Below are 19,706 nucleotides of genomic sequence, written 5' to 3' on the forward strand. Positions count from 1 at the left end.
GTAGTCAGCCCCATGGCCAGTGCCTACACATGATCAGCCGAAGGATCGTGCTCGCCCTGAACGGGGCAACGACACGCCGAGGATCACTCCAGCTCAAGCACCCGGGCGTGCAGCACCTGACGCTGCTGGAGCGCCGCCCGCACCGCCCGGTGCAGCCCGTCCTCCAGGTACAGGTCCCCGCGCCACTTCACGACGTGCGCGAAGAGGTCCCCGTAGAAGGTGGAGTCCTCGGCGAGCAGGGTCTCCAGGTCGAGCTGGCCCTTGGTGGTGATCAGCTGGTCAAGACGCACGGGGCGCGGCGCGACGTCCGCCCACTGCCGGGTGTTGTCCCGGCCGTGGTCGGGGTACGGTCGTCCGTTGCCGATGCGCTTGAAGATCACACGGAGAGCCTACCGGTCAGGAAGGTCGGTCCGCAGCCTCGTCGAGGCAACCGGCACGCGGGAACGTTTTGACCCGGCGCGGGCGCGCGACGGAGTATTTCGGGCATGCGCGCGATGAGGGATCCGGTGTTCGGTGAAGGGCGGGCCGACCACCAGGCCAGGACGTCGTGGACGGTCTGATCACCGGTTTCGCGGTCATCGCGAGCATCATCGGCGTCGGGTACCTGCTGGGCTGGCGCGGCACGCTGGGTGAGGACGGCCGGCAGGTGCTGGTCCGGCTCACCTTCCACGTCGCGACCCCGGCGCTGCTGTTCACCACCCTCGCGGACGCCGACCTGGCGACGATCTTCTCCCCCGCGCTCCTGGCCACGGGCGTCGCGACCGTCGCCGTCGCCGCCGTCTTCGCCGTGGTGGGCGCGGTGCGCCGTTGGGGCCTGGGCCGCACCACGATCGGCGCGCTCTGCGCCTCCTACGTCAACGCCGCCAACCTCGGCATCCCCGTCGCCGTCCACGTCCTCGACGACACCACCCTCGTCGCGCCGCTCCTCCTCTTCCAGCAGCTGCTGCTCAGCCCGCTGGCGCTGGTCCTGCTGGACGGGAGCGAGCCGGGTTCCGGGAAGGCCCCGGCGTCGTGGGGCGCCCGGGTCTGGCGGACGGTGACGGCGCCGGTGCGCAACCCCATCGTGATCGGGACGCTCGCCGGCGTCGCGGTCGCGGCGAGCGGCGTGACGCTCCCCGAGGCGGTGATGCAGCCCGCCGGCCAGCTCGGGGCGATGGCGGTGCCGGGCGTGCTGATCGCCTTCGGCGTGTCGCTCCACGGCGCCAGCCGCCCGCTGCGCGGGGACGACCGGTGGCCGGTGCTGCTGTCGGTGACGCTGAAGTCCGTCGTCCATCCGGTGGTGGCCTGGGCGGTGAGCGCGGGGATCTTCCGGCTCGACCCGACCACCCAGTTCCAGGTCGTGGCGGTCGCGACGCTGCCGGCCGCCCAGAACCTCTACACCTACGCGGCCCACTACGACATCGCCACGCGCCTGGCCCGCGAGTCGATCCTGATCTCCACCGTGATGACGGTCCCGGCGCTGACCGTGGTCACGCTCCTGCTGGGCTGAGACAGCGGCGAGCGGGCGGGCGCGAGGCAGGCGAGGTGAAGGGGCGGGCGAGGGCGCGCGGAGCGCCCCGCCGCGCCGGCTCGGGCCGGTGCGGCGGGGCAGGGGGTGGAGCGGAGGGGCGGTCGTGCGGTGGTGCGGTGGTGCGTGAGGCCGGTCGGGTCAGGAGACGGCGACCGAGACGTAGTCCACGAGCAGCGAGGCGCCCGGCTGGGTGGCCGCGGTCGGCGTGGACTGGCCGGCGACGCCGTTCGGGAACGCCCCGCCCATGGCGAGGTTCAGCAGGATGAAGTGCCCGTGGTGCATGGCGTTGGACCAGGTCTGGGCGTCCATGCCCGCGCCGGCCGAGCTGATCGTGTGCGTCAGCTGCCCGTCGCGGTACCAGCGCAGGTACTCCGTCGAACCGGTGCGGTCCAGCTCCACCGCGTAGGTGTGGAAGCCGGCGCGGCAGTCGGTGCACGGCGTGCTGGCGCCGAGGCCGTTGGTCTCGTTGCACGGACCGCCGTGGTTGACGCCGCAGTGGAGGACGTTCCACGTCTGGTCGACGCCGTTGACGTTCTCCATGATGTCGATCTCGCCGATGCCGGGCCAGTTCCAGTAGTTGCCCCGGTACGCGTCGCCGAGGGTCCAGAACGCCGGCCAGTAGCCGAGCGCGGCGTCCCCGGTGATGTCGGGCAGCCGCAGGCCGGCCTCGATGCGCATCAGGCCGCCGGCGGGTGCGGCGAAGTCGGTGCGCTGGGTCTCGATCCGCGCCGAGGTCCAGGTGTCGCCGTTCTTCAGAGCCGTGATGCGCAGGTGGCCCTCGCCGTCGAGTTGCAGGTTGGCGGGGTCGGCGGTGTACGTCTGGATCTCGCCCGTGCCCCAGTTGGCGGGGCCGCCGGGGTAGCCGGTGCCGGTGTCGATGATCCAGTTCTCGCTGGAGGGCGACGAGCCGGCGGCGCCGTCGAAGTCATCGCGCCAGATCTCGGCGAGCACGGCGGGCTCCTTCGCGTCTCGGGTCTCCTGCCGGACCTCGGCGGCGCCGCTCGCCGAGGCTGCGGCGTCGGCGGCTGCGGCGTCGGCGGCTCCGGCCGTCTGCGGCGCCATGGTGGCCCAGGTGGTCACCGCGGCGAACGCCGCGAGGACGGCGGCCAGTCCGGCGCGCCCGCGGCGACGCCGCCGGTCGGGACGCCCTGGCCGCCTTTTCGTGCTCATGACATCATTGATCATGAGGTTCATCGTGTGTCGCACCTTTCGATGTGTGGGGGAGCGGTGCTCGACGTGTGGGGGATGTGACGCTCGACCGTGCACACCTGTGGGGGGTGTAGCGTGAGAGCGCTCTCAGCGAAGCTCGCACAGCGGCCTGAGAGCGCTCTCAGGTCTTGCCCCTGCACGATGCCGATCCCGGACGGTACCGTCAAGAGCCCGTGAGACAAGAGGATTTGAACGTGCAAGGATCCCCCCTCACCGCCCCCACCCTGGAGGCCGTCGCGGCGCACGCCGGCGTCTCCCGCGCCACGGTCTCCCGCGTCGTCAACGGCACCCCGGGCGTCCGGGCCGAGCTCAGGGAACGGGTCCAACGCTCGGTCGCGGCCCTCGGCTACGTACCCAACAAGGCGGCCAGGAGCCTGGTCACCCGCCGCACGGGCGCGGTGGCCGTGGTCATCGCCGAGCCCGAGACGAGGGTGTTCGCCGACCCGTTCTTCTCGCAGCAGCTGCGCGGCATCAGCCGCGAACTCTCCAGCCGCGACGTCCAACTGCTGCTGCTCCTCGTCGAACGCCCCTCGGACTACGAACGCATCGCCCGCTACCTCACCGCCCGGCACGTCGACGGCGCGCTGATGTTCTCGCTGCACGACAAGGACCCGCTCCCGACGATCGCCCGCGCCTCCGGCCTCCCGACGGTCTACGGCGGCCGACCCGGCTGGCCCGGCGCGAGCGACGACCCGGAGCTGCTCTACGTCGACACCGACAACCGCGACGGCGCCCGACAGGCCGTCACGTACCTGCTGGGACAGGGCCGCAGGACCATCGCCACGATCACCGGCCCGCTCGACCAGACCGCGGCCCAGGACCGGCTCGCCGGCTACCGGGACGCGCTCGGCCCGAGGCGGGCCGACGGCTCGCTGCTCGCCCACGGGGACTTCACGCCCGACAGCGGTCAACACGCCATGGCGGACCTGCTGGCGCGCCGCCCCGACCTCGACGCGGTCTTCACCGGCAACGACCTGATGGCCACCGGCGCGCTGCGGGCGCTGCGCGCCGCCGGCCGTCGCGTGCCGGAGGACGTGGCGGTCGTGGGGTACGACGACCTGGAGCCGGCCGGCTGGGCCGACCCGCCGCTGACCACGGTGCGCCAGGACGTGCGGCGGATGGGGGAGCTGATGGCGGGGCTGCTGCTGAGGCGGCTCGGGCGCGGCGGCACGCGTCCATCCGGGTCGCCGGGCGCGGAGCACCGGCTGGCGCCCGTCGTGACGCCGGCGCAGCTGGTCATACGCCAGTCGGCGTGACGGGAGGCGGCGCCCCCGACGGACGCGGCTCCCCTCCCTCCCCTCCCTCGTCTGCCTCGCCTGCCTCGTTTCTCTCGCCCTTCTCGCCTCCCTCGCCTTCCGCCCTCGCCGCCCGCACCTCGGGCGGCTCGGGCGGCTCGGGCACGGCGGACGCGGTGGGCGACCCGAGCGCCCCAGACGCGACGGACGACGCAGGCGTCCCAGGTGCGACGAGCGACGCGGGCGCCCCGGACGCGAGGGGCGAGGCCGGCACTCCGGACGTGGTGGACGACGCGGGCGCCCCGGGCGCGGCGGGCGAGGCCGGCACTCCGGATGCGGTGGACGCGGCGGGCGAGCCGGGCGAAGTGGGCGTCCCGGGCGAGGCCGGTGTCCCGGGCGGCCCAGGCGACGCAGGAGCCTCAGGCGCGGCCGGCGATCCGGGCGCGGCGAGCGACGCGGGCGTCCCGGACACGGCGGGCGGGGTCAACGCCGGGGTGAACGACGTGGTCGATGTCTCCGACGTTGCCGAGACGGCCGTGACGGCCGACGTTTCCGGCGTGGTCGACGTGACGGCGCGGAGTGCTCGGCGCAGGTGGGCGAGGGCGTCGGCGATCCAGGGGAGCGCGAGTGGGTCGGCAGCGCGCAGCGCCTGCCACCGCTGCTCGTCGGTCTCGCCGTAGAGCAGGCCGGTCGCGACGCGGACGCGCGGCGTGGCGGGATCGTCGCCGAACGCCTCCCCCGGCAGCACGCCCACCCCGTGGCGTTCCAGCAGCGCGGCGGCGAGCGCGGCGCCGCCGCCCGCGTCGGCGCTCGCGTCGGCTCCCGCGCCGTCCCAGGGCAGCTCGGGATAGAGGTAGAAGCCCGCCCGCGGCGGGCGGCAGCGGGCGTCGACGGCCAGGAACTCGGCGTGGACGGCGCGCGCGACGGCCGCGTGCAGGGCGCGTCCCGCCGCGACGTGGTCGACGATCTCCGGCGGGTCCGCCAGCACGTGCGCGGCCACCGCCTGGAGGGGCGTGGCCAGCGCCGACCAGAGCTCGCTCGCCACCCCGAGGAGCCCGTCCGTCAGGCGCCGCCCCCACGGTCCGCGCGGCAGGCGCGCGAAGCCGACGCGCCAGCCGCCGAGCGCGAGGGACTTGCTGAGCCCCGTGGTGATCACGGTCCGGTCCGGCAGGTGCGTGACGGCGCGTGGCAGGGCGGGATGGGGCTGGTCGGGGAGGTGGTCGTGGACGAGTTCCGCGTAGATCTCGTCGGCGATCAGGGCCAGCCCATGCCGTTCCGCGATGTCGCACACCCGACGGACGTGGTCGGCGCTCGCGACCGTGCCCGTCGGGTTGTCCGGAACGGTGAGGACCAGCACGCCCGGCTCGGCGCCCGCGGCGCGCGCGTTCGCGAGTGCGGGCTGGAGGAGGTCGGGGTCGGGGACGCCGCCGGCCTCGGCGGGCACGGGCACGGAGATGACGCGTCGGCCCGCGAGGGCGGCCTGTGCCGCGTAGCTGACCCACGCGGGGCGCGGCAGCACGACGTCGCCGGGCAGGGCGGCGAGCAACGCGTAGAGCAACGGTTTGCTGCCGGGCGCGAGAACGAGTTGTTCCGGGTGGGTCGGCAGGCCGCGCCGGGCGAACCAGCCGGCCGCCGCCTCGCGCGCCTCGGGCGTGCCCGCGACCGGCGCGTAGCCGTTCAGGCGGGCGGCGCGCGCCAGCACCGTGGCGAGGCCGTCGGGCACGGGCAGGCCGGCCTCGCCGAAGCCGAGGTTCAGCACGGGCAGGCCCGCGGCGCGGCGGGCGCGCAGCGCCTCGTTGACGGCGAGTGTCGCTGACAGCCCCGGCACGCGTGGGCGCACGGGCGGGCGGGCTGGGGTCACGTGCTCCACACATCGATCATCGCAGCGCCGCGAGCCGTTGCCTCGATCGAGCCAGGGTGACACGCTGGTCATATCCGACCAAACGGGTGAACGTCGGAAGGTTCCCGGCCATGACGGACCAGGCACGCGAGCAGGCACGCGAGCAGGCACAGGCGGCACAGCAGGAGTACCTGGAGCGGCAGGAGGGGCGATGGCACTCCGCCGAGGACCGGGTCATGCAGCTTGAGGCCCAGGTGGACTCCCTGACCCAGGCGGTGCACGCCCTGATCGACGGGCTGGAACGCGGTCCTCTCCAGGACCCGGCCGACGACCGTGCCGCGCGCGGCGCCCGGCTGGCCCGCGAGCTCCTGCTGGCCCGCGGGCTGTGGTCGGAGTGAGCCCCCGGGACCGGAACGGGGACGGGGACCGGGAAGGGGACCGGAGCGCCGTGAACACCGGAAGCACCGGAAGCACCGGGAGCACCCGAGGGGAGCGAGGTGCGCTCAGGACGGCGCGGGACGCACGTGCGGGAGCAGGAGGCGCGTCCGGAGGGGCGAGGCGCGCGCTCGGAGCGAAACGGCGCTGGTCGGCGTGAGGGTCCCCGGCACGAGGACCGCCCGACGCGCGGGACGGGCCACGGGACGGCTCGCCGGGCGGGCCGCGGGACGGGCCGCCGTGCGGCGCGCCGCCAGGGCCCTCCCCTACGTCGGCTGGGCGGTCGCCGCCTGGTCGTGGCTCACTCGCCTCCGCCGCCACCGCCCCCACCGCCCCCGTCTCCGCCGCCTCCTCCGTCTCCGCCGCCACCGCCGTCTCCGCCACCGTCCCCGCCCGAGCCCCAGCCGTCCCCACCGGCCCCCGGCCCCGAGTCGTCGCGGCCGGGTCCGAGCCCGCTGAACCACGGCTGCTCCCAGACCTCCGGAAGCTCGGGATCCGGCAGCCGGCGGCGGGTGCCGAAGCGGACCGAGCCCGTGCCGTCGCCCAGGCCGAAGCAGACGCCGAAGAAGTGCGCCATCACGGCGTCGAGCGGGTCGCCGCTGGTCAGCCGTACCTCCGCCAGCGGCAGCACCACCGTCGCGCGCCGCCGAGCGGCGGGCGAGGGGGCCTTGACCGTCGCGACCGGCCGGCCGTCGCGCAGCAGCGCGGAGCGGCGGCGGTCCTCGCGGGCCAGCCGCCAGGTCCCCAACGACGTCCGCAGCACCACCTCGCGCCGCCGCCACCTCGCCGCCACGACGTCGAGGCCGGCCTGCTCCTCGCCGACCCTCACCCACAGCTGGCGGTAGGCCTGCGGCCCCGGCACCAGGCCGTGCGGACCGCGCAGCCGCACGGCGGGGGCGTCGGGGCCCCACACGTCGGCGCGCACCAGCCGCCGGTCCACCGCGACGTCGACCAGCCCGGCCGGCCCCCGCGCGCGACGGCGGAGGATCCACAGCGGAACGCCTTCGCGCCGCGCCTGCTCCGCCGCCGCCCTCACCGCGTCCGGCCCACCGGACAGCCGCACCGACAGCTCCCCCAGCGCCCGCGCGAACGCGGCGGCGCGCCGCGTCACCACCGGCAGGGAGGAACCGGTCAGGCGGATGACGGGGACGCGGCCCCTGTCCTCGGGTATCGCGGTCAGCGGCCGTTCGCCGCCGCCCCCGCCCAGCCAGCAGCCGCGCAGGTAGGCGTCCGCCATCGCCGGCAGGTTGAGCTCCGTGAGCGGCATGCGCCGCGTGCCGACCCTCAGCCCTTCGCCGGTCAGCTCGATGGTGCTGACCAGCGGGTTCCATGATCGGTCGACGTAACTCACCGATGTGGTCATCGTGTTCATCCCCCCTGCCCCACGACGTCCTCGTCGAGGGCTGAGACGCCGTGGGCTGCCCTGCCGTTCCCGGGCCGTGCCCGGGCGCATCGAAGGCGCACTCCTGGGGCAGATGTGAAACACGCACCACCACGAACAGGTGTTTCATACACCGTTCTCGAGCCCGTTTCCCGAGCCCGAGCCCGTTCCCGTTCCCGTTCCCGAGCCCGCTCCTCTCCCCACATCCGCTTCCGCTTCGTTCCCGTTTCAGGCCAGGGGGCTGCCGATGACGTCAGACCAGCCGGATCAGACCGACCGGTCACAGCAGAAGAGATCCGAGACCACCGAGACCACCGCTCCACCCCGCACCGACGTGGACAAGGCCCTGCTGGGCCACTCCACCTACCGCAGCCTCGGCGAGCAGCGCCTCACCCCCGCCGAGGAGCGCTTCGAGAAGGCACGCCAGACCACCGGCCTGTGGCTCGCACCGCTGGTCACCGTCGTGTTCCTCTTCCTCCCCCTCGACATGCCCGTCCAGGAGCAGCAGCTGGCCGCCGTGCTCCTCGGCGTGATCGTGCTGTGGGTCACCGAGCCCGTGCCGATCCCCGTCGGCGGCCTCATCGGCGTCGGCGCCATCGTGGTCCTCGACGTGGTGCCGGCCGACGAGGCGTTGGCGCCCTTCGGGTCGAGCACGCTCTTCACCTTCATCGGGGCGTTCATCCTCGCCCAGTCGATGCTCCAGAGCGGGCTGGCCCGCCGCTTCGCGTTCCGCATCCTCTCCCTGCCGGGCGTGGGCCGCTCCACCACCCGCGTGATCGTCGCCTTCGGCGTCATCACCTGCCTGCTGTCCGCGGTCGTCTCGAACACCGCCACCGTCGCGATGCTGCTGCCGACGGCGCTCGGCATGCTCTCGGTGATGGCCAAGCTGATGCAGGACCGCGGCGTCGTCGCCGCCGACTTCGACCCGCTGCGGCTGCGGCTCGGCGCGGCGCTGATCCTGATGCTGGCCTACGGCGCGAGCGTCGGCGGCCTGCTGACCCCGATCGGCTCGCCGCCGAACCTCATCGGCCGCGAGCACATCGAGGAGCAGACCGGCGAGAAGATCTCCTTCCTCGACTGGACGGCGATGGCGCTGCCGATCTGCGCCCTGATGTTCGTCGCCCTCGCCGCGATCCTGCTGCTGGTCAACCGGCCGGAGATCAGGAAGCTGGAGGGCGTGGAGGCGTACGTCCACGGCCAGCGGGCGGAGCTCGGCCGGATGTCGCGGGCGGAGAAGAACACGCTCCTCGCCTTCGGCATCACCGTGACGCTGTGGGTCACGCCGGGCATCGTCGCGCTCTTCGCCGGCACCGACTCCTCGGTCTACGAGACGGTCTCGAACCGGCTCGACGAGGGCATCGTCGCGGTGCTGGGCGCCGCGCTGCTGTTCGTCCTCCCGGTGGACTGGCGCCGCCGGCAGGCCACCCTCAACTGGAGCGACGCCGCCCGCATCGACTGGGGCACGATCGTGCTGTTCGGCACCGGCATCGTCTTCGGTTCGCTGCTGGCCTCCACGGGCCTGGCCGAGACGATCGGCGAGTCCGCCTCGGACTGGCTCGGCCTCACCGACGCCCTCGCCATCACGGCGTTCGCCGCCGTGCTGGCCATCCTCGTCTCCGAGACCACGAGCAACACGGCGTCCGCCTCGGTGGTGGTGCCGATCATCCTGCCCATCGCGATGGCGGCGGGCGTCGATCCGTTCCAGGCGGCGCTGGCGGCGACCTTCGCGGCGTCGTTCGGCTTCATGCTGCCGGTCTCCACGCCGCAGAACGCGATCGCCTACGGATCGGGGCTGGTCTCCATCACACGCATGATCCGTTCGGGCATCACTTTCGACATCGTCGGCGCAATCCTGATCATTCTCTTCCTCCCGGTCATGATCGACGTGGTTGGTTTCGGCTGATCCCACGTCTCAGGAGGTCCCGTGCCGCTGACCCGCAGGCGGCTGCTCACCGCGACGGCCGGCGCCACCACGGCGCCGGCCGTCGCGGCGTTCGCGGCGTTCGCGGGCGGCTGCGTGAGCGGCTGCGCGGGGCCGGGCGGCGGTGCGCCCGACCTCGACGCCGCCGCCAGGGTCCCGACGCGGCCGACGCGGCTGCGCTGGTGGTCCTTCCGCCTGGCCACCAACGACGGCGGCGACCTGCGCCCGCTCCTCGTCGACGCCTTCCGCGCCCGCCACCCCCACATCGCGGTCGAGTTGGTCGAGGCCCCCGCCAACACCGACATCACCCGCTCGACCATCTCCACCGTCGTCGCCAGCGGCGCCGCCACCCCCGACCTGTACATGGGCGACGTGATCTGGCCGGCGCAGTTCGCGTACAACGCCCTCACACTGCCGCTGGGCACCCTCGCCCCGCCCGCGTTCTGGCAGCGCTACCCCGCCGCCCTCGTGCGCGCCCTGTCCTACGAGGGCGAGCCGCACGCCTTCCCCTTCTACGCCGACCAGCCGTACCTCTACTACCGCACCGACCTCCTCGACCGGCACGGCCTGCCCGCCCCCACCACCTGGGAGGAGCTCGCCGACGCCGCCGAGCGGATCGTGGACGCGGGCGACGCCGAGGTCGGCCTCGCCCTCCAGGGCGCCGTGTACGAGGGCCTGACCTGCAACGTCGCGGAGTTCGTCGCCGACGCGGGCGGCACCCTCCTCGACCCCGCCGGCCGCCGCGTCACCCTCGGCGGCGAGCCGGGGCGCCGCGCCCTGGCCTTCCTCGACGAGGCCGTGGCCCGGGGCGTCGTGCCCTCGGCCACGGCCACCTTCCGCGAGCAGGACACCACCGACGCGTTCACCGCCGGCGAGGCCGCGTTCCTGCGGAACTGGGCCTACGTGTGGGACGTGGTGAACGCCCCCGACTCCCCCGTGCGCGGACGCGTCGGCGTCGCGCCCCGCCCCGGCTTCGCCGGCCTGCCCCGGCGCGGCCACGGCTGCCTCGGCGGCTGGTGCAACATCGTCAACCCGCACTCGGCACACCTCGGCGCCGCCGTCGCCCTCGCCCGCTTCTGCGCCGAGGAGGAGGCGCAGACCCTGATGATGCGCCGCTCGGCCTACCTGCCGGCCCTCGCCTCCGCCACGGCCAGCGCGGAGGCGCGCCGCAGCGACACCCCGACGCTCGCCCTCGCCGACCGCGTGACGCTCGTCGCCCGCCCCACCCAGACGCCCCGGTACCCGCAGGTCAGCAAGGCCGTGTACACGAACGTGAACCCGGTGCTCAACGGCGGCCGGACGGCGGGCGCGGCCCTGACCGCCGCCCGCGCGGACATGGCGGACGCGCTGGAAGGGACGTACCTGTGACGCGCGCGCCCCGGAGTCTGCGGCAGCGCCGCGCCCGCACCGGCTGGTACTACACCGCGCCCGCCCTGGTCGTCGTCGCCGCCGTCACGCTCTTCCCCGTCGCGTACTCCGTCGCCATGGGTTTCGCCGAGGTCCGGCTCACCTACGGCGGCATGGAGATCGAGCACTGGACGATCAGCAACTACACCACCATGCTGACGTCCCCCGCCTGGCCGGACGCCCTGCTCTTCACCGTCGGGTACACCGTCGCCACCGTCGCCGTCGAACTGGCCCTCGGCATCGCCGTCGCCGTCCTGCTGGACCACCTGGAGATCGGCCGCGGCTGGCTGCTGGCGCTGCTCCTCATCCCCTGGTCGATGATCACCGTCGTCTCCGCCCAGCTGTGGGGCTACCTCTACAACGCCTCCTACGGCGCCGTGACGTGGCTGCTCGACCTGGTGCAGGCCGAGCCGCCCGTCATCCTCGGCACCCCCGCGCCCGCGATCACCGCCATGGCCGTCGCCGACGTCTGGAAGACGACGCCGTTCGTCGCCGTCATCGTCCTCGCCGGCCTCGTCCGCATCCCGCGCGACCGCTACGAGGCCGCCGCGGTCGACGGCGCGGGGGCGTGGACCACCTTCCTCAACGTCGTGCTGCCCGCGCTGCGGCCCGTGATCGCCGTCGCCGTCCTCTTCCGCATCCTCCAGGCGTTCGGCATCTTCGACCTGCCGTTCGTCCTCACGCAGGGCGGCCCGGGAACGGCGACGCAGTCGCTGGCGATCCTCGGGTACAAGTCCCTCTTCCAGGACCTCGACTGGGGCATGGGCGCGGCCGTCGCCACCTCCACGGGGCTGCTGGTCCTGGCCGCCTGCCTGCTCTTCCTGCGTCTCTTCCGCTCCCAGGTCGAACAGGGAGGCGGCACGCTGTGAACCGGCCGGGGAGCCGCGGCGCGGCCGGCGTCCGCCGGCGAAGGGGTGCCCGCCACGAAACGGGTGCCCACCACCGCACGGGTGCCCGCCACGGAACGGGCGTCCGCCACGGAACGGGCGTCCGCCGCAGGACGGGCGTCCGCCGCTACGCCAACCCCGTCACCCTCGGCGGCCTCGCCGTCGTCGCCGTCACGGCGGCGCCGCTGCTGTGGATGGCGCTCACGTCGTTCAAGACGCCCGTCGAGGCCGGCGCCTCACCCCCGACCCTCCTGCCTGAGGACCCCACCCTCGACACCTACCACGCGGCCCTCGTCACCGCCGACATGGGCCGCTACCTGCTGAACAGCGTCATCGTCTGCGTCAGCGCCACCGCCGTCGTGCTGGGCCTCGCGCTCTTCGCCGGCTACGCCCTCGCCCGCCTGCCGCTGCGCGGCCGGACGCCGGTCATGGTCGGCCTGCTGGTGATCTCCGTCTTCCCGATGATCGCCGTCGTCACCCCGCTCTACCTCGTCGAACGGCAGCTCGGCCTGCTCAACTCCTACCCCGGCCTGATCATCCCGTACGTCGCGTTCCACCTGCCGTTCGCGATCTGGCTGCTGCGCAACTCGCTGCTGGACCTCCCGACCGAGCTGGAGGAGTCCGCGACGATCGACGGCGCCAGCGCCAACCGCACCCTCTTCTCCGTGGTCCTCCCGCAGGCCGGCCCGGCCCTCTTCACCGCCGGCGTCTTCACGTTCACGGCCTGCTGGACGGAGTTCCTGATGGCACTCACCCTCAACAGCGAGAACGACCTGCGCACCATCCCCGTCGGCATCGCCGTCTTCGGCGACCGGTACCAGGTCCCCTACGGCACGATCTTCGCCGCCGCGATGGCCGCGACCGTCCCCATCGCCCTCCTGGTCCTGATCTTCCGCCGCACGGTCCTGTCGGGCCTGACGGAGGGCGCGGTGAAGGGGTGAGAAGCCCCGCACTCACGGTCCGTCATGGCCGTCGAGCGCAAGGATCGTGCCCGCATCCGCAGCCGGACGGGCATCCGCTGGGGTGGCAGGTCGCCGCGAGCGGCATCGCCGACGCCCCAGACCCGTCTACCGCCCGGTGCCACCGGGCCGGCGCGGCTGGATCAGGTCCCAGCGGTTCCCGTACAGGTCTCGGAAGACGGCAACCGTGCCGTAGGGCTCCTGCCGGGGAGCTTCTTCGAACACGACCCCGGCCGCCCGCATCCGCTCGTAGTCGCTTTCGAACGTGTCGGTGTTCAGGAACCAACCGACCCGGCCGCCGGTCTGGTCTCCGACACGAGCCTCCTGCCCGTCGGTCACGGCCCTGGCCAGGAGTACAGCCGTCTCCCGCGCGCCCGGCGGAGCGACCACCACCCACCGCTTGTCCTCGTCGATCCGGGTGTCTTCCAGGAGCTCGAACCCGACGACGTCCCGGTAGAAGGCGATGGCCTTGTCGTAGTCACGCACGACCACGGTCACCAGTCCGAGATGAGTCATCAGGCGATCCTGCCTGCAAGCCGCACGGGCGCACCATCCCCACCCGGCGAACCGTCACGGTCAGAGCGCTGGCGTGCCCCGCCAGGCCGCCAGCAGTTCCCCGGGGCCGTACGCCGCCGCCAGGCCCCCGAGGCCGCCGACCTCGCTGCTCACGCCTCCGCGCGAGACGGCGACGAGCGGCACGGGCTCGTCCGTGACCGCCGCCCGGTGCTTGTGCAACGCGGCCAGGTCGTGGGCGTCGAAGGCCGCGTTCTCCAGCCACTTGATCGACCCGAGGAAGAGCAGCCGCTTCGCGACGGGCTGCCGGTCGGCGCCCACGATGTCGATCTCGACGGCGTTCCCACGGGTCCAGTACCCGCCGACGACCGGCGCCGCCGGCAGCTCGCCGTCCGGGTCCGGCAGCAGGCGCGCGAGCGATGCGCGGACCAACGACTCCACGGCCCGCCCGCGCCAGCTCGCCCAGCCCTCCCGGATCCGTGCCAGCGTCAGGTCGCCCCGCATGCGTTCGATCTCCGCCATGCGCGGCCGGAGGAACGCCAGCCAGAAGCGAAGGTACGGGTCGGTGACGCGGTATCGGCGTTCCTTGGAGGGACGTGTCGAGACAGGCAGTTCGCCCGCGACGACTCCCTTGGCGGTCAACAGCTCGGTCGCCCTGGTGAGGGTGGTGTGGGAGATCCCGCCCGCGGCGCGCGCGATGTTCGTGAACGTGCGCTCGCCCGCGCCGATGGCGGCCAGCACCTCCCTGCCCAACGCCTGGCGCGGAAACTCCGCCGCGAGCGAGCGCTCCGCCGAGACGAGAAGGGCGGAGACGGGATTGTCGAGGGACCGCCCGAGGTAGTCCCACAGCCCCTCACCCGGCCGCCACTCCCGGCACAGCAGCGGCAGCCCGCCGGTGACGAGCGCGGCGTCGAACGCGGCTGCCGGCGGGAGGTCGAGCATCTCCGCGAGGTCGGCGGGGTTGAGCGGACCGACGACCATCTCCCGTCCGCGCTGGTGGAAGGGGCGCTCGTAGCTGTTGAGCGCCTCCATCATCGACAGGTCGGAGCCGATGAGCAGCAGCAGGACCGGCTTGCGGCTGAGCTGCCGGTCCCAGGCGCGTTGCAGCATCCCCTCGAACGCGTCGACTCGGCGCATGAGGTACGGCACCTCGTCGATCACGACCACGCTGGGCGTGTCGTCGGGAAGGGCCTCCGCCAGCAGCCGGAAGGCGGCGTTCCACTGCGTCGGGGCCTCCTGGGTGAACAGCTCCCGCGCCTCCTCGGGCAGCGTCGAGCCCTCCACGGCGTCGGCGAACTCCGCCAGCTCCCGCTCAGCCGGCTGCCCCGCGGCCGTGAAGAAGACGCTGGGCGCGTCGATCCGCTGGAGGAACTCCTCCACGAGGCTCGACTTCCCCACCCGTCGCCGCCCTCGGATGAGGAGGCACTGCCCCGGCCTGCCGCGCGGCCCCGTGGCGGAACGGACCTCGTCGAGCGTCTCGCGGAGAACGCGCAGCTCACGCTGCCGTCCAACGAAGCGATGCATCGCCCACACCCTCCGATAGCTGTGCGCCCGATAGTATCGCTGACAATACTATCGCTAGCGATACTATCCACGAGGATAGTCTCTGGCCCGCGTGGCTGCGACGCCGACGCCCCGGCACACCACGGCTAGGACGCGTGGGCGGCGCCGAACCAGCGGGGCAGGCGGTCGAGCAGTGCGGACTGGTCGTCGCCGACCCACGCCACGTGGCCGTCCGGCCGCAGCAGCAGCGCGGGCGCGTTCAGCCGGTCGCCGACCTCCTCGTCGTCGACGACGTCCACGACGTGGTCGACCCGGTCCTCCCAGCCCGCCACCGAGAGCCGTCCCGTCTGGTCGAGCAGCAGGCCGCGACCGTCCCGCGTCAGCTCGTACAGGCGGCGTCCCCCCTTCAGGCGGACGTCCCGCATCCGCCGGCCGAGCAGCTCGTGGCCGCCCTCGTCGCCCCCGCCGACGTCGTAGCGGATTCCGGTCGCGGTGATCTTCTCCGTCAGGTGCCGGTTCACCTCCTCGAAGTCCATCAGCTCCGACAGCAGCCGGCGCACCGCCCGGGGCCCCGGCTCGGTGGACATCAGCTGCATCTGCGCGCGGGTGTTGACGAGCACGTCGGCGGCCACGGGGTGCCGCTCGGCGTGGTAGCTGTCCAACAGTCCCTCCGGGGCCCAGCCGGCGACCTCGGCGGCCAGCTTCCAGCCGAGGTTGAACGCGTCCTGGACGCCGAGGTTGAGGCCCTGCCCGCCCACCGGCGCGTGGATGTGCGCCGCGTCGCCGGCCAGCAGCACCCGGCCGACCCGGTAGCGCTCGGCCTGCCGGGTCGCGTCGCCGAAGCGGGAGAGCCACCGTGGCGCGTGCGCGCCGAAGTCGGTGTCGGCCACCGCCCGCAGCTGGCGCCTGAACTCCTCGATCGTCGGCGGCGGCGCCGTCCGGTCCTCGGTGACGCCCTCGGCGGGCACGCCGACGCGGTAGAACCCGTCGCCCAGGGGCATGGCGCCGAACCGCAGCTGGGTCCTGCGGACCTCGGTCACCACGGCGGTCAGCTCCTCCGGCGACACGGTCAGCCTCATCTCGCCGAGCAGCGTCTCGACCCGGGAGGGCTCGCCGGGGAAGCCGACGCGCAGCAGCCTGCGCACCGTGCTGCGGCCACCGTCGCAGCCGACGAGGTAGCGCGCACGCAGCCGCCCCCCGTCGCCGGCCAGCTCGGCGGTCACGCCGTCCTCGTCCTGGCTCAGCCCGACCAGCTCGCAGCCGCGCCGGACGTCGGCGCCGACTTCGGCGGCGCGCTCGGCCAGCAGCCGGTCGATGACGGGCTGCGGCATGCCGAGGACGTAGGCGTGCGCGCTGTCCAGCTCGGGCGAGGGCTTCGCGATGCCGGCGAAGAACCCGCCGACCGGGTACCGCTGGCCCAGCGGGAGGAAGCGCTCCAGCAGCCCGCGCTGGTCCATCACCTCGATGCTCCGCACGTGCAGGCCCATCGCGCGGACGAACGGCGTCGGCTCCGTCTCCTTCTCCAGCACGACCACGCGCACGCCGTGCAGCCGCAGCTCGCCCGCCAGCATCATTCCGGTCGGCCCACCGCCGACCACGATCACGTCGATCATCACAGCCCCCCATTTCCGCAGGTCCTGGCTTCGGGCGGCGATTGTGCGGCACGAGGGGGGCCTTGCCGCAAGGCCCCCCGTGCGCTATACGTTGAGAGTGGCAAGGAGTTGTCGAGCTCCTTGCCTTTGTCTTTTGGCGCCCTGTTTCCGCCCCGCCGTGACGTCAGGGACGCGGCCAGAGAGCGCCGGCGCCCGTGCCGGTGACGTCGTGCGGCCCCAGGAGCAACCAGGCACAGCCGAGAAGGAGCGCGACGGCGACGGCGGTGACGGCGACCGGCCACGACGCCGACGCGGACGCCACCGCGGGCCGGGCACGTCGGTGTCGCCGCGCCGTGGGTTCCGGAACGTGGGCTCGGACGGGGATCTCCGCCCGGACCGGCGGCGCCGGCCCGGCCACCGGGTCGACACGCCAGTGGCGCCGCGTGGTGAGCTCGAACTGGCTGTGCGCCAGCCCGTTCCGCCGTGTGTGCTCGATCGACCAGACGGCGGCCGGCTTCCGGTCGTACTCGCCGACCCCCGACGCGGCCCGGCACAGCAGGCACGTGGCGACGTAGGTGGCAGCGGGCGCGTCGAGCCGACGCTCGGCGCACAACGCGAACTCCGCCCCGCGCAGCACGACGTTTCCGCTGGTCACAACGTCACCCCCTTCGCCGCCAGGTGCCGCCGCACCTCGTCGTCGAGCCGCCGGGCGCGCTCCAGCAGATCGTCGGTGGCCGTGAGGTCGGGCCCAGGCGCGGCATCGGCCGCCTCGACCTGCGGCTCTTCGTCGTCGGCCAGGGCCGGGTTACTGTGAGCCATGTCGTCAGCTCCGTTCGAGTGGTTGGCGACCACGCCCCCGGGCCGGTTGCGTCGGCCGCGGGGGTTCCTGCTGTCGCGAGTCGCCAGAAGTCCCCATGAATCACGAGAAGTTCGCCCCTGATGGGACAGGGGTGAACTACCTTGAGTATGGCGACCGTCGCTCAGCGATGCGGCGAGCTGACAGGCCATCACTGTCCCATCGTCATCTTGAGACAGACAAATGGGGTGAAAGTGACCTTCGAATCACGACAGCTGGACCCCTATGCCTCCGTGAGGCACTTCTACGGCTCCCGCCTGCGCTTCTTCCGCAACCGCGAGGAGTGGCCCCTGGACGCGGCGGCCACGAAGCTCCACGTCAGCAAGAGCACCCTCTCCCGCCTCGAACTCGCCGAGACCCTCCCCCAGGAGGGCTTCAGCGAGATCGCCGACCGCGTCTTCCAGACCGGCGGCTGGTTCACCGAGCTCTACGAGCTACTCAGGCTGGAGATCCACCCCAACCAGTACCGCCACCGCATGGAGTGGGAAGCCCGCGCCCACACCATCGTGGAGTACGCCGGGATGATCGTCCCCGGCCTGCTCCAGACCGAGGACTATGCCCGGGCCTGCTTCCGCGTCGGCGACCCCCAGCGGAGCGAGAGCGAGGTCCAACGGCTGGTCGATGCCCGACTGAACCGACAGCAACGGCTGCTCGGGCCGAACCCGCTCTACTACTCAGCGATCCTCGACGAGGCGGCGATCCGACGCCCGGTGGGTGGGAACGCCACGATGCGTGCGCAACTCGCCTTCCTCATCGATCAGGTTGAGCGCCCCAACGGCGTCGTCCAGCTCATCCCGTTCGCACACGGGGAACACGCCCTGTCAGGAGGCACGTTGACGCTGATGACCGTCGCTGACGGGACGGTGGTCTCCTACGAGGAGAGCATCGACTCCGGCACCCTGATGGAAGACCGGGAACGGGTCAGTGCCCGCCAGCGCGCATACGATCTACTGAGTGCGCACGCGCTCTCGCCCCGCGAGACGGCGGCGTTCCTCAATCGCGTCATGGAGGCACTCCCCGATGAGGACCATTCCTGACCCCTCCAGCATGGCGTGGGTCAAGTCCAGCTACAGCAACAACAACGGCGGCGGCTGCGTCGAATGGGCGCCCGCCGTCGCCACGACGACCGGCGCCGTCCCCGTCCGCGACTCCAAGGACCCCCACGGCCCGGCCCTCACCTTCGCCACCCCCGCCTGGACCGCGTTTCTCAGGACGATCACGGGCGCCTGACGACGGCACGGCCGGAGCCGATCGGTAAGGAGTCCGCCTCTTTGAGTCCTGGCAGCAGGGCTCGTACGTACGGCATCGGCGACAGGCACCATCGGACCTTCGGAAACGGAGATCCCCGGAACGCGCCCCGAACGGATGACCCCAAGCCCTCGGCCGGATGGTCACGAAATCTCCCGGGTAGCCCCGTGGCAGCTACCTCCGACACATGGGAGCCACCGCGCATGAGCACAGCGACCACGTCCGGATCATGGCCGTCGACCACCGCGGACACCTCGACCTTCACCGGACTCGCCACGGACCACGTCCGATGGGGCAACGCGGCGGACGGTTCGAAGAGCGGCTATGTCTTCCGGGGCGGTTCCGTCGAGGTGAAGCTCGACGGAACCGAGTTCACGCTCGGCACCTTCACCCACGAGAACTTCCCGATCCCGGCCCTGCCCCAGCGCGAGTTCGACGTCGACCTCGCCGTGAACGTCACGTTCGAGGACGGCACCACGAGCGACTTCAGCTTCCGTTTCCACCACAACGAGACGCCGAACGACGGGCCCGCGCCCGAGGACCTGGTGGACCTGCCGACGTTCGTCTCGCCGGAGGAGGTCACCGTCGACGGGGAGAAGTACCAGGTCGTCATCAGCGGCTTCAAGCAGAACGGGCAGATCGTCCGGCGGTTCGTCAGCCAGGAGGGCAGCGCGAACAGCGCCGACGTCGTCGCGCTGTTCGCGCGTGCCGGCGAGCCGGACGTCGTCATCACCCACGTGCACTTCAGGGGCACGGCGCCGAAACAGGCCGACGAGTACGTCGAGATCATGAACCGCGGCAGCGAGCCCGCCGACATCTCCGGCTGGTACCTCGGCGCCGACGACTCCGGGCAGGACTTCCACTTCCCCGCCGGCACCGTGCTCCAGCCGGGGCAGCGGATCCGGGTGTACACCAACGAGACGCACCCCGAGTCCGGCGGCTTCTCCTACGGCGTCAACCGGCCGATCTGGAACAACAAGGGTGACACCGCCCTGCTCCAGAACACGAACGGCGAGACCGTCTCCGACTTCCCCTACGGCGAGAAGAAGGTGCCCACCCCCTGACCGCACGCGTCCCCGTCCGACCGACGCCGACCACGGCTCCGCCGTGCCGCCGGCGAGCGACGCCCATGACCGCCTGATCAGGCACTCAACGCGGTGGGGCCAGCGCCGCTTCCTTCCCATGGACCACCTGCTTATCTTCCGTTCCG

19 protein-coding genes are annotated in these 19,706 nt (G+C 72.9%); 10 read left to right on the plus strand and 9 right to left on the minus strand.

Going from position 1 to position 19,706, the window contains the following annotated elements:
• Positions 1 to 83: 83 nt before the first annotated feature.
• On the minus strand, positions 84 to 380 hold the full coding sequence (locus tag ACTWP5_RS05910) for a type II toxin-antitoxin system VapB family antitoxin (RefSeq protein WP_443219659.1): 297 nt from the start codon (positions 378 to 380) through the stop codon (positions 84 to 86).
• Positions 381 to 547: 167 nt separating this feature from the next.
• On the opposite strand from ACTWP5_RS05910, the gene ACTWP5_RS05915 reads away from it, so the two are divergent.
• Entirely contained in the window at positions 548 to 1,489 is a 942-nt protein-coding gene (locus ACTWP5_RS05915) for an AEC family transporter (RefSeq protein WP_443219660.1), read from the plus strand.
• A gap of 159 nt (positions 1,490 to 1,648) precedes the next feature.
• Here the strand turns inward: ACTWP5_RS05915 and ACTWP5_RS05920 are convergent, their stop codons facing one another.
• Complete coding sequence (locus ACTWP5_RS05920) at positions 1,649 to 2,680, minus strand: glycoside hydrolase family 16 protein (protein ID WP_443219661.1); 1,032 nt, start codon at positions 2,678 to 2,680, stop codon at positions 1,649 to 1,651.
• 233 nt (positions 2,681 to 2,913) lie between these two features.
• On the opposite strand from ACTWP5_RS05920, the gene ACTWP5_RS05925 reads away from it, so the two are divergent.
• Positions 2,914 to 3,975, plus strand: a complete 1,062-nt coding sequence (locus ACTWP5_RS05925; protein ID WP_443219662.1) for a LacI family DNA-binding transcriptional regulator — start codon at positions 2,914 to 2,916, stop codon at positions 3,973 to 3,975.
• Here ACTWP5_RS05925 and ACTWP5_RS05930 read toward each other — a convergent pair.
• Positions 3,956 to 5,824, minus strand: a complete 1,869-nt coding sequence (locus ACTWP5_RS05930) for a pyridoxal phosphate-dependent aminotransferase (protein ID WP_443219663.1) — start codon at positions 5,822 to 5,824, stop codon at positions 3,956 to 3,958. The genes ACTWP5_RS05925 and ACTWP5_RS05930 overlap by 20 nt on opposite strands.
• Before the next feature lie 101 nt (positions 5,825 to 5,925).
• Between ACTWP5_RS05930 and ACTWP5_RS05935 the strand changes: the two genes are divergently transcribed.
• Positions 5,926 to 6,192: a hypothetical protein gene (locus ACTWP5_RS05935; protein WP_443219664.1), complete on the plus strand. Its 267-nt coding sequence runs from the start codon at positions 5,926 to 5,928 to the stop codon at positions 6,190 to 6,192.
• Positions 6,193 to 6,530: 338 nt separating this feature from the next.
• Here the strand turns inward: ACTWP5_RS05935 and ACTWP5_RS05940 are convergent, their stop codons facing one another.
• The gene (locus ACTWP5_RS05940; protein WP_443219665.1) at positions 6,531 to 7,592 is read right to left on the minus strand and encodes a hypothetical protein; all 1,062 of its coding nucleotides are present in this window, start codon (positions 7,590 to 7,592) and stop codon (positions 6,531 to 6,533) included.
• Between the two features lie 265 nt (positions 7,593 to 7,857).
• On the opposite strand from ACTWP5_RS05940, the gene ACTWP5_RS05945 reads away from it, so the two are divergent.
• The 4 genes from ACTWP5_RS05945 to ACTWP5_RS05960 are packed head-to-tail and all read left to right on the plus strand — an operon-like array spanning position 7,858 to position 12,766.
• Positions 7,858 to 9,513: an SLC13 family permease gene (locus tag ACTWP5_RS05945; RefSeq protein WP_443219666.1), complete on the plus strand. Its 1,656-nt coding sequence runs from the start codon at positions 7,858 to 7,860 to the stop codon at positions 9,511 to 9,513.
• Positions 9,514 to 9,534: 21 nt separating this feature from the next.
• Entirely contained in the window at positions 9,535 to 10,899 is a 1,365-nt protein-coding gene (locus tag ACTWP5_RS05950) for an extracellular solute-binding protein (protein WP_443219667.1), read from the plus strand.
• Complete coding sequence (locus tag ACTWP5_RS05955; protein ID WP_443219668.1) at positions 10,896 to 11,807, plus strand: carbohydrate ABC transporter permease; 912 nt, start codon at positions 10,896 to 10,898, stop codon at positions 11,805 to 11,807. Before ACTWP5_RS05950 ends, ACTWP5_RS05955 begins: the two co-directional genes overlap by 4 nt.
• Positions 11,804 to 12,766, plus strand: a complete 963-nt coding sequence (locus ACTWP5_RS05960) for a carbohydrate ABC transporter permease (protein ID WP_443219669.1) — start codon at positions 11,804 to 11,806, stop codon at positions 12,764 to 12,766. Before ACTWP5_RS05955 ends, ACTWP5_RS05960 begins: the two co-directional genes overlap by 4 nt.
• A gap of 126 nt (positions 12,767 to 12,892) precedes the next feature.
• On the opposite strand, the gene ACTWP5_RS05965 is transcribed toward ACTWP5_RS05960, so the two are convergent.
• From ACTWP5_RS05965 to ACTWP5_RS05985, 5 genes are all read right to left on the minus strand, one after another.
• Complete coding sequence (locus ACTWP5_RS05965; protein ID WP_443219670.1) at positions 12,893 to 13,300, minus strand: VOC family protein; 408 nt, start codon at positions 13,298 to 13,300, stop codon at positions 12,893 to 12,895.
• Positions 13,301 to 13,360: 60 nt separating this feature from the next.
• Positions 13,361 to 14,821 (minus strand): ATP-binding protein, encoded by a 1,461-nt coding sequence (locus ACTWP5_RS05970; protein ID WP_443219671.1) that lies wholly within the window; start codon positions 14,819 to 14,821, stop codon positions 13,361 to 13,363.
• A gap of 125 nt (positions 14,822 to 14,946) precedes the next feature.
• The gene (gene rox / locus ACTWP5_RS05975) at positions 14,947 to 16,413 is read right to left on the minus strand and encodes a rifampin monooxygenase (protein WP_443219672.1); all 1,467 of its coding nucleotides are present in this window, start codon (positions 16,411 to 16,413) and stop codon (positions 14,947 to 14,949) included.
• Positions 16,414 to 16,576: 163 nt separating this feature from the next.
• Positions 16,577 to 17,047 (minus strand): DUF7848 domain-containing protein, encoded by a 471-nt coding sequence (locus ACTWP5_RS05980; protein WP_443219673.1) that lies wholly within the window; start codon positions 17,045 to 17,047, stop codon positions 16,577 to 16,579.
• The gene (locus tag ACTWP5_RS05985) at positions 17,044 to 17,211 is read right to left on the minus strand and encodes a hypothetical protein (protein ID WP_443219674.1); all 168 of its coding nucleotides are present in this window, start codon (positions 17,209 to 17,211) and stop codon (positions 17,044 to 17,046) included. Before ACTWP5_RS05985 ends, ACTWP5_RS05980 begins: the two co-directional genes overlap by 4 nt.
• 270 nt (positions 17,212 to 17,481) lie before the next feature.
• On the opposite strand from ACTWP5_RS05985, the gene ACTWP5_RS05990 reads away from it, so the two are divergent.
• The 3 genes from ACTWP5_RS05990 to ACTWP5_RS06000 all read left to right on the plus strand — a co-directional run bounded on the left by ACTWP5_RS05990 (position 17,482) and on the right by ACTWP5_RS06000 (position 19,560).
• Positions 17,482 to 18,285, plus strand: coding sequence for a helix-turn-helix domain-containing protein (locus ACTWP5_RS05990; RefSeq protein ID WP_443219675.1), 804 nt, complete (start codon positions 17,482 to 17,484; stop codon positions 18,283 to 18,285).
• A complete protein-coding gene (locus tag ACTWP5_RS05995) occupies positions 18,269 to 18,478 on the plus strand; it encodes a DUF397 domain-containing protein (RefSeq protein ID WP_443219676.1) in 210 nt (69 codons plus the stop codon). The genes ACTWP5_RS05990 and ACTWP5_RS05995 overlap by 17 nt, the downstream gene beginning before the upstream one ends.
• Positions 18,479 to 18,699: 221 nt before the next feature.
• Positions 18,700 to 19,560, plus strand: a complete 861-nt coding sequence (locus tag ACTWP5_RS06000; RefSeq protein WP_443219677.1) for a choice-of-anchor K domain-containing protein — start codon at positions 18,700 to 18,702, stop codon at positions 19,558 to 19,560.
• Positions 19,561 to 19,706 lie beyond the last annotated feature (146 nt).

The organism is Streptomyces sp. 4N509B (assembly GCF_052245655.1).
Classification (GTDB): Bacteria; Actinomycetota; Actinomycetes; order Streptomycetales; family Streptomycetaceae; genus Streptomyces.

Excerpts from the sequence above, each read along its gene's own strand:
- ACTWP5_RS05920 (WP_443219661.1), bottom strand. The coding sequence starts at position 2,680 with ATGAGCACGAAAAGGCGGCCAGGGCGTCCCGACCGGCGGCGTCGCCGC.
- ACTWP5_RS05935 (WP_443219664.1), top strand. The coding sequence starts at position 5,926 with ATGACGGACCAGGCACGCGAGCAGGCACGCGAGCAGGCACAGGCGGCA.
- ACTWP5_RS05940 (WP_443219665.1), bottom strand. The coding sequence starts at position 7,592 with ATGACCACATCGGTGAGTTACGTCGACCGATCATGGAACCCGCTGGTC.
- ACTWP5_RS05945 (WP_443219666.1), top strand. The coding sequence starts at position 7,858 with ATGACGTCAGACCAGCCGGATCAGACCGACCGGTCACAGCAGAAGAGA.
- ACTWP5_RS05965 (WP_443219670.1), bottom strand. The coding sequence starts at position 13,300 with ATGACTCATCTCGGACTGGTGACCGTGGTCGTGCGTGACTACGACAAG.
- ACTWP5_RS05970 (WP_443219671.1), bottom strand. The coding sequence starts at position 14,821 with ATGCATCGCTTCGTTGGACGGCAGCGTGAGCTGCGCGTTCTCCGCGAG.
- rox (WP_443219672.1), bottom strand. The coding sequence starts at position 16,413 with ATGATCGACGTGATCGTGGTCGGCGGTGGGCCGACCGGAATGATGCTG.
- ACTWP5_RS05985 (WP_443219674.1), bottom strand. The coding sequence starts at position 17,211 with ATGGCTCACAGTAACCCGGCCCTGGCCGACGACGAAGAGCCGCAGGTC.
- ACTWP5_RS05995 (WP_443219676.1), top strand. The coding sequence starts at position 18,269 with ATGAGGACCATTCCTGACCCCTCCAGCATGGCGTGGGTCAAGTCCAGC.
- ACTWP5_RS06000 (WP_443219677.1), top strand. The coding sequence starts at position 18,700 with ATGAGCACAGCGACCACGTCCGGATCATGGCCGTCGACCACCGCGGAC.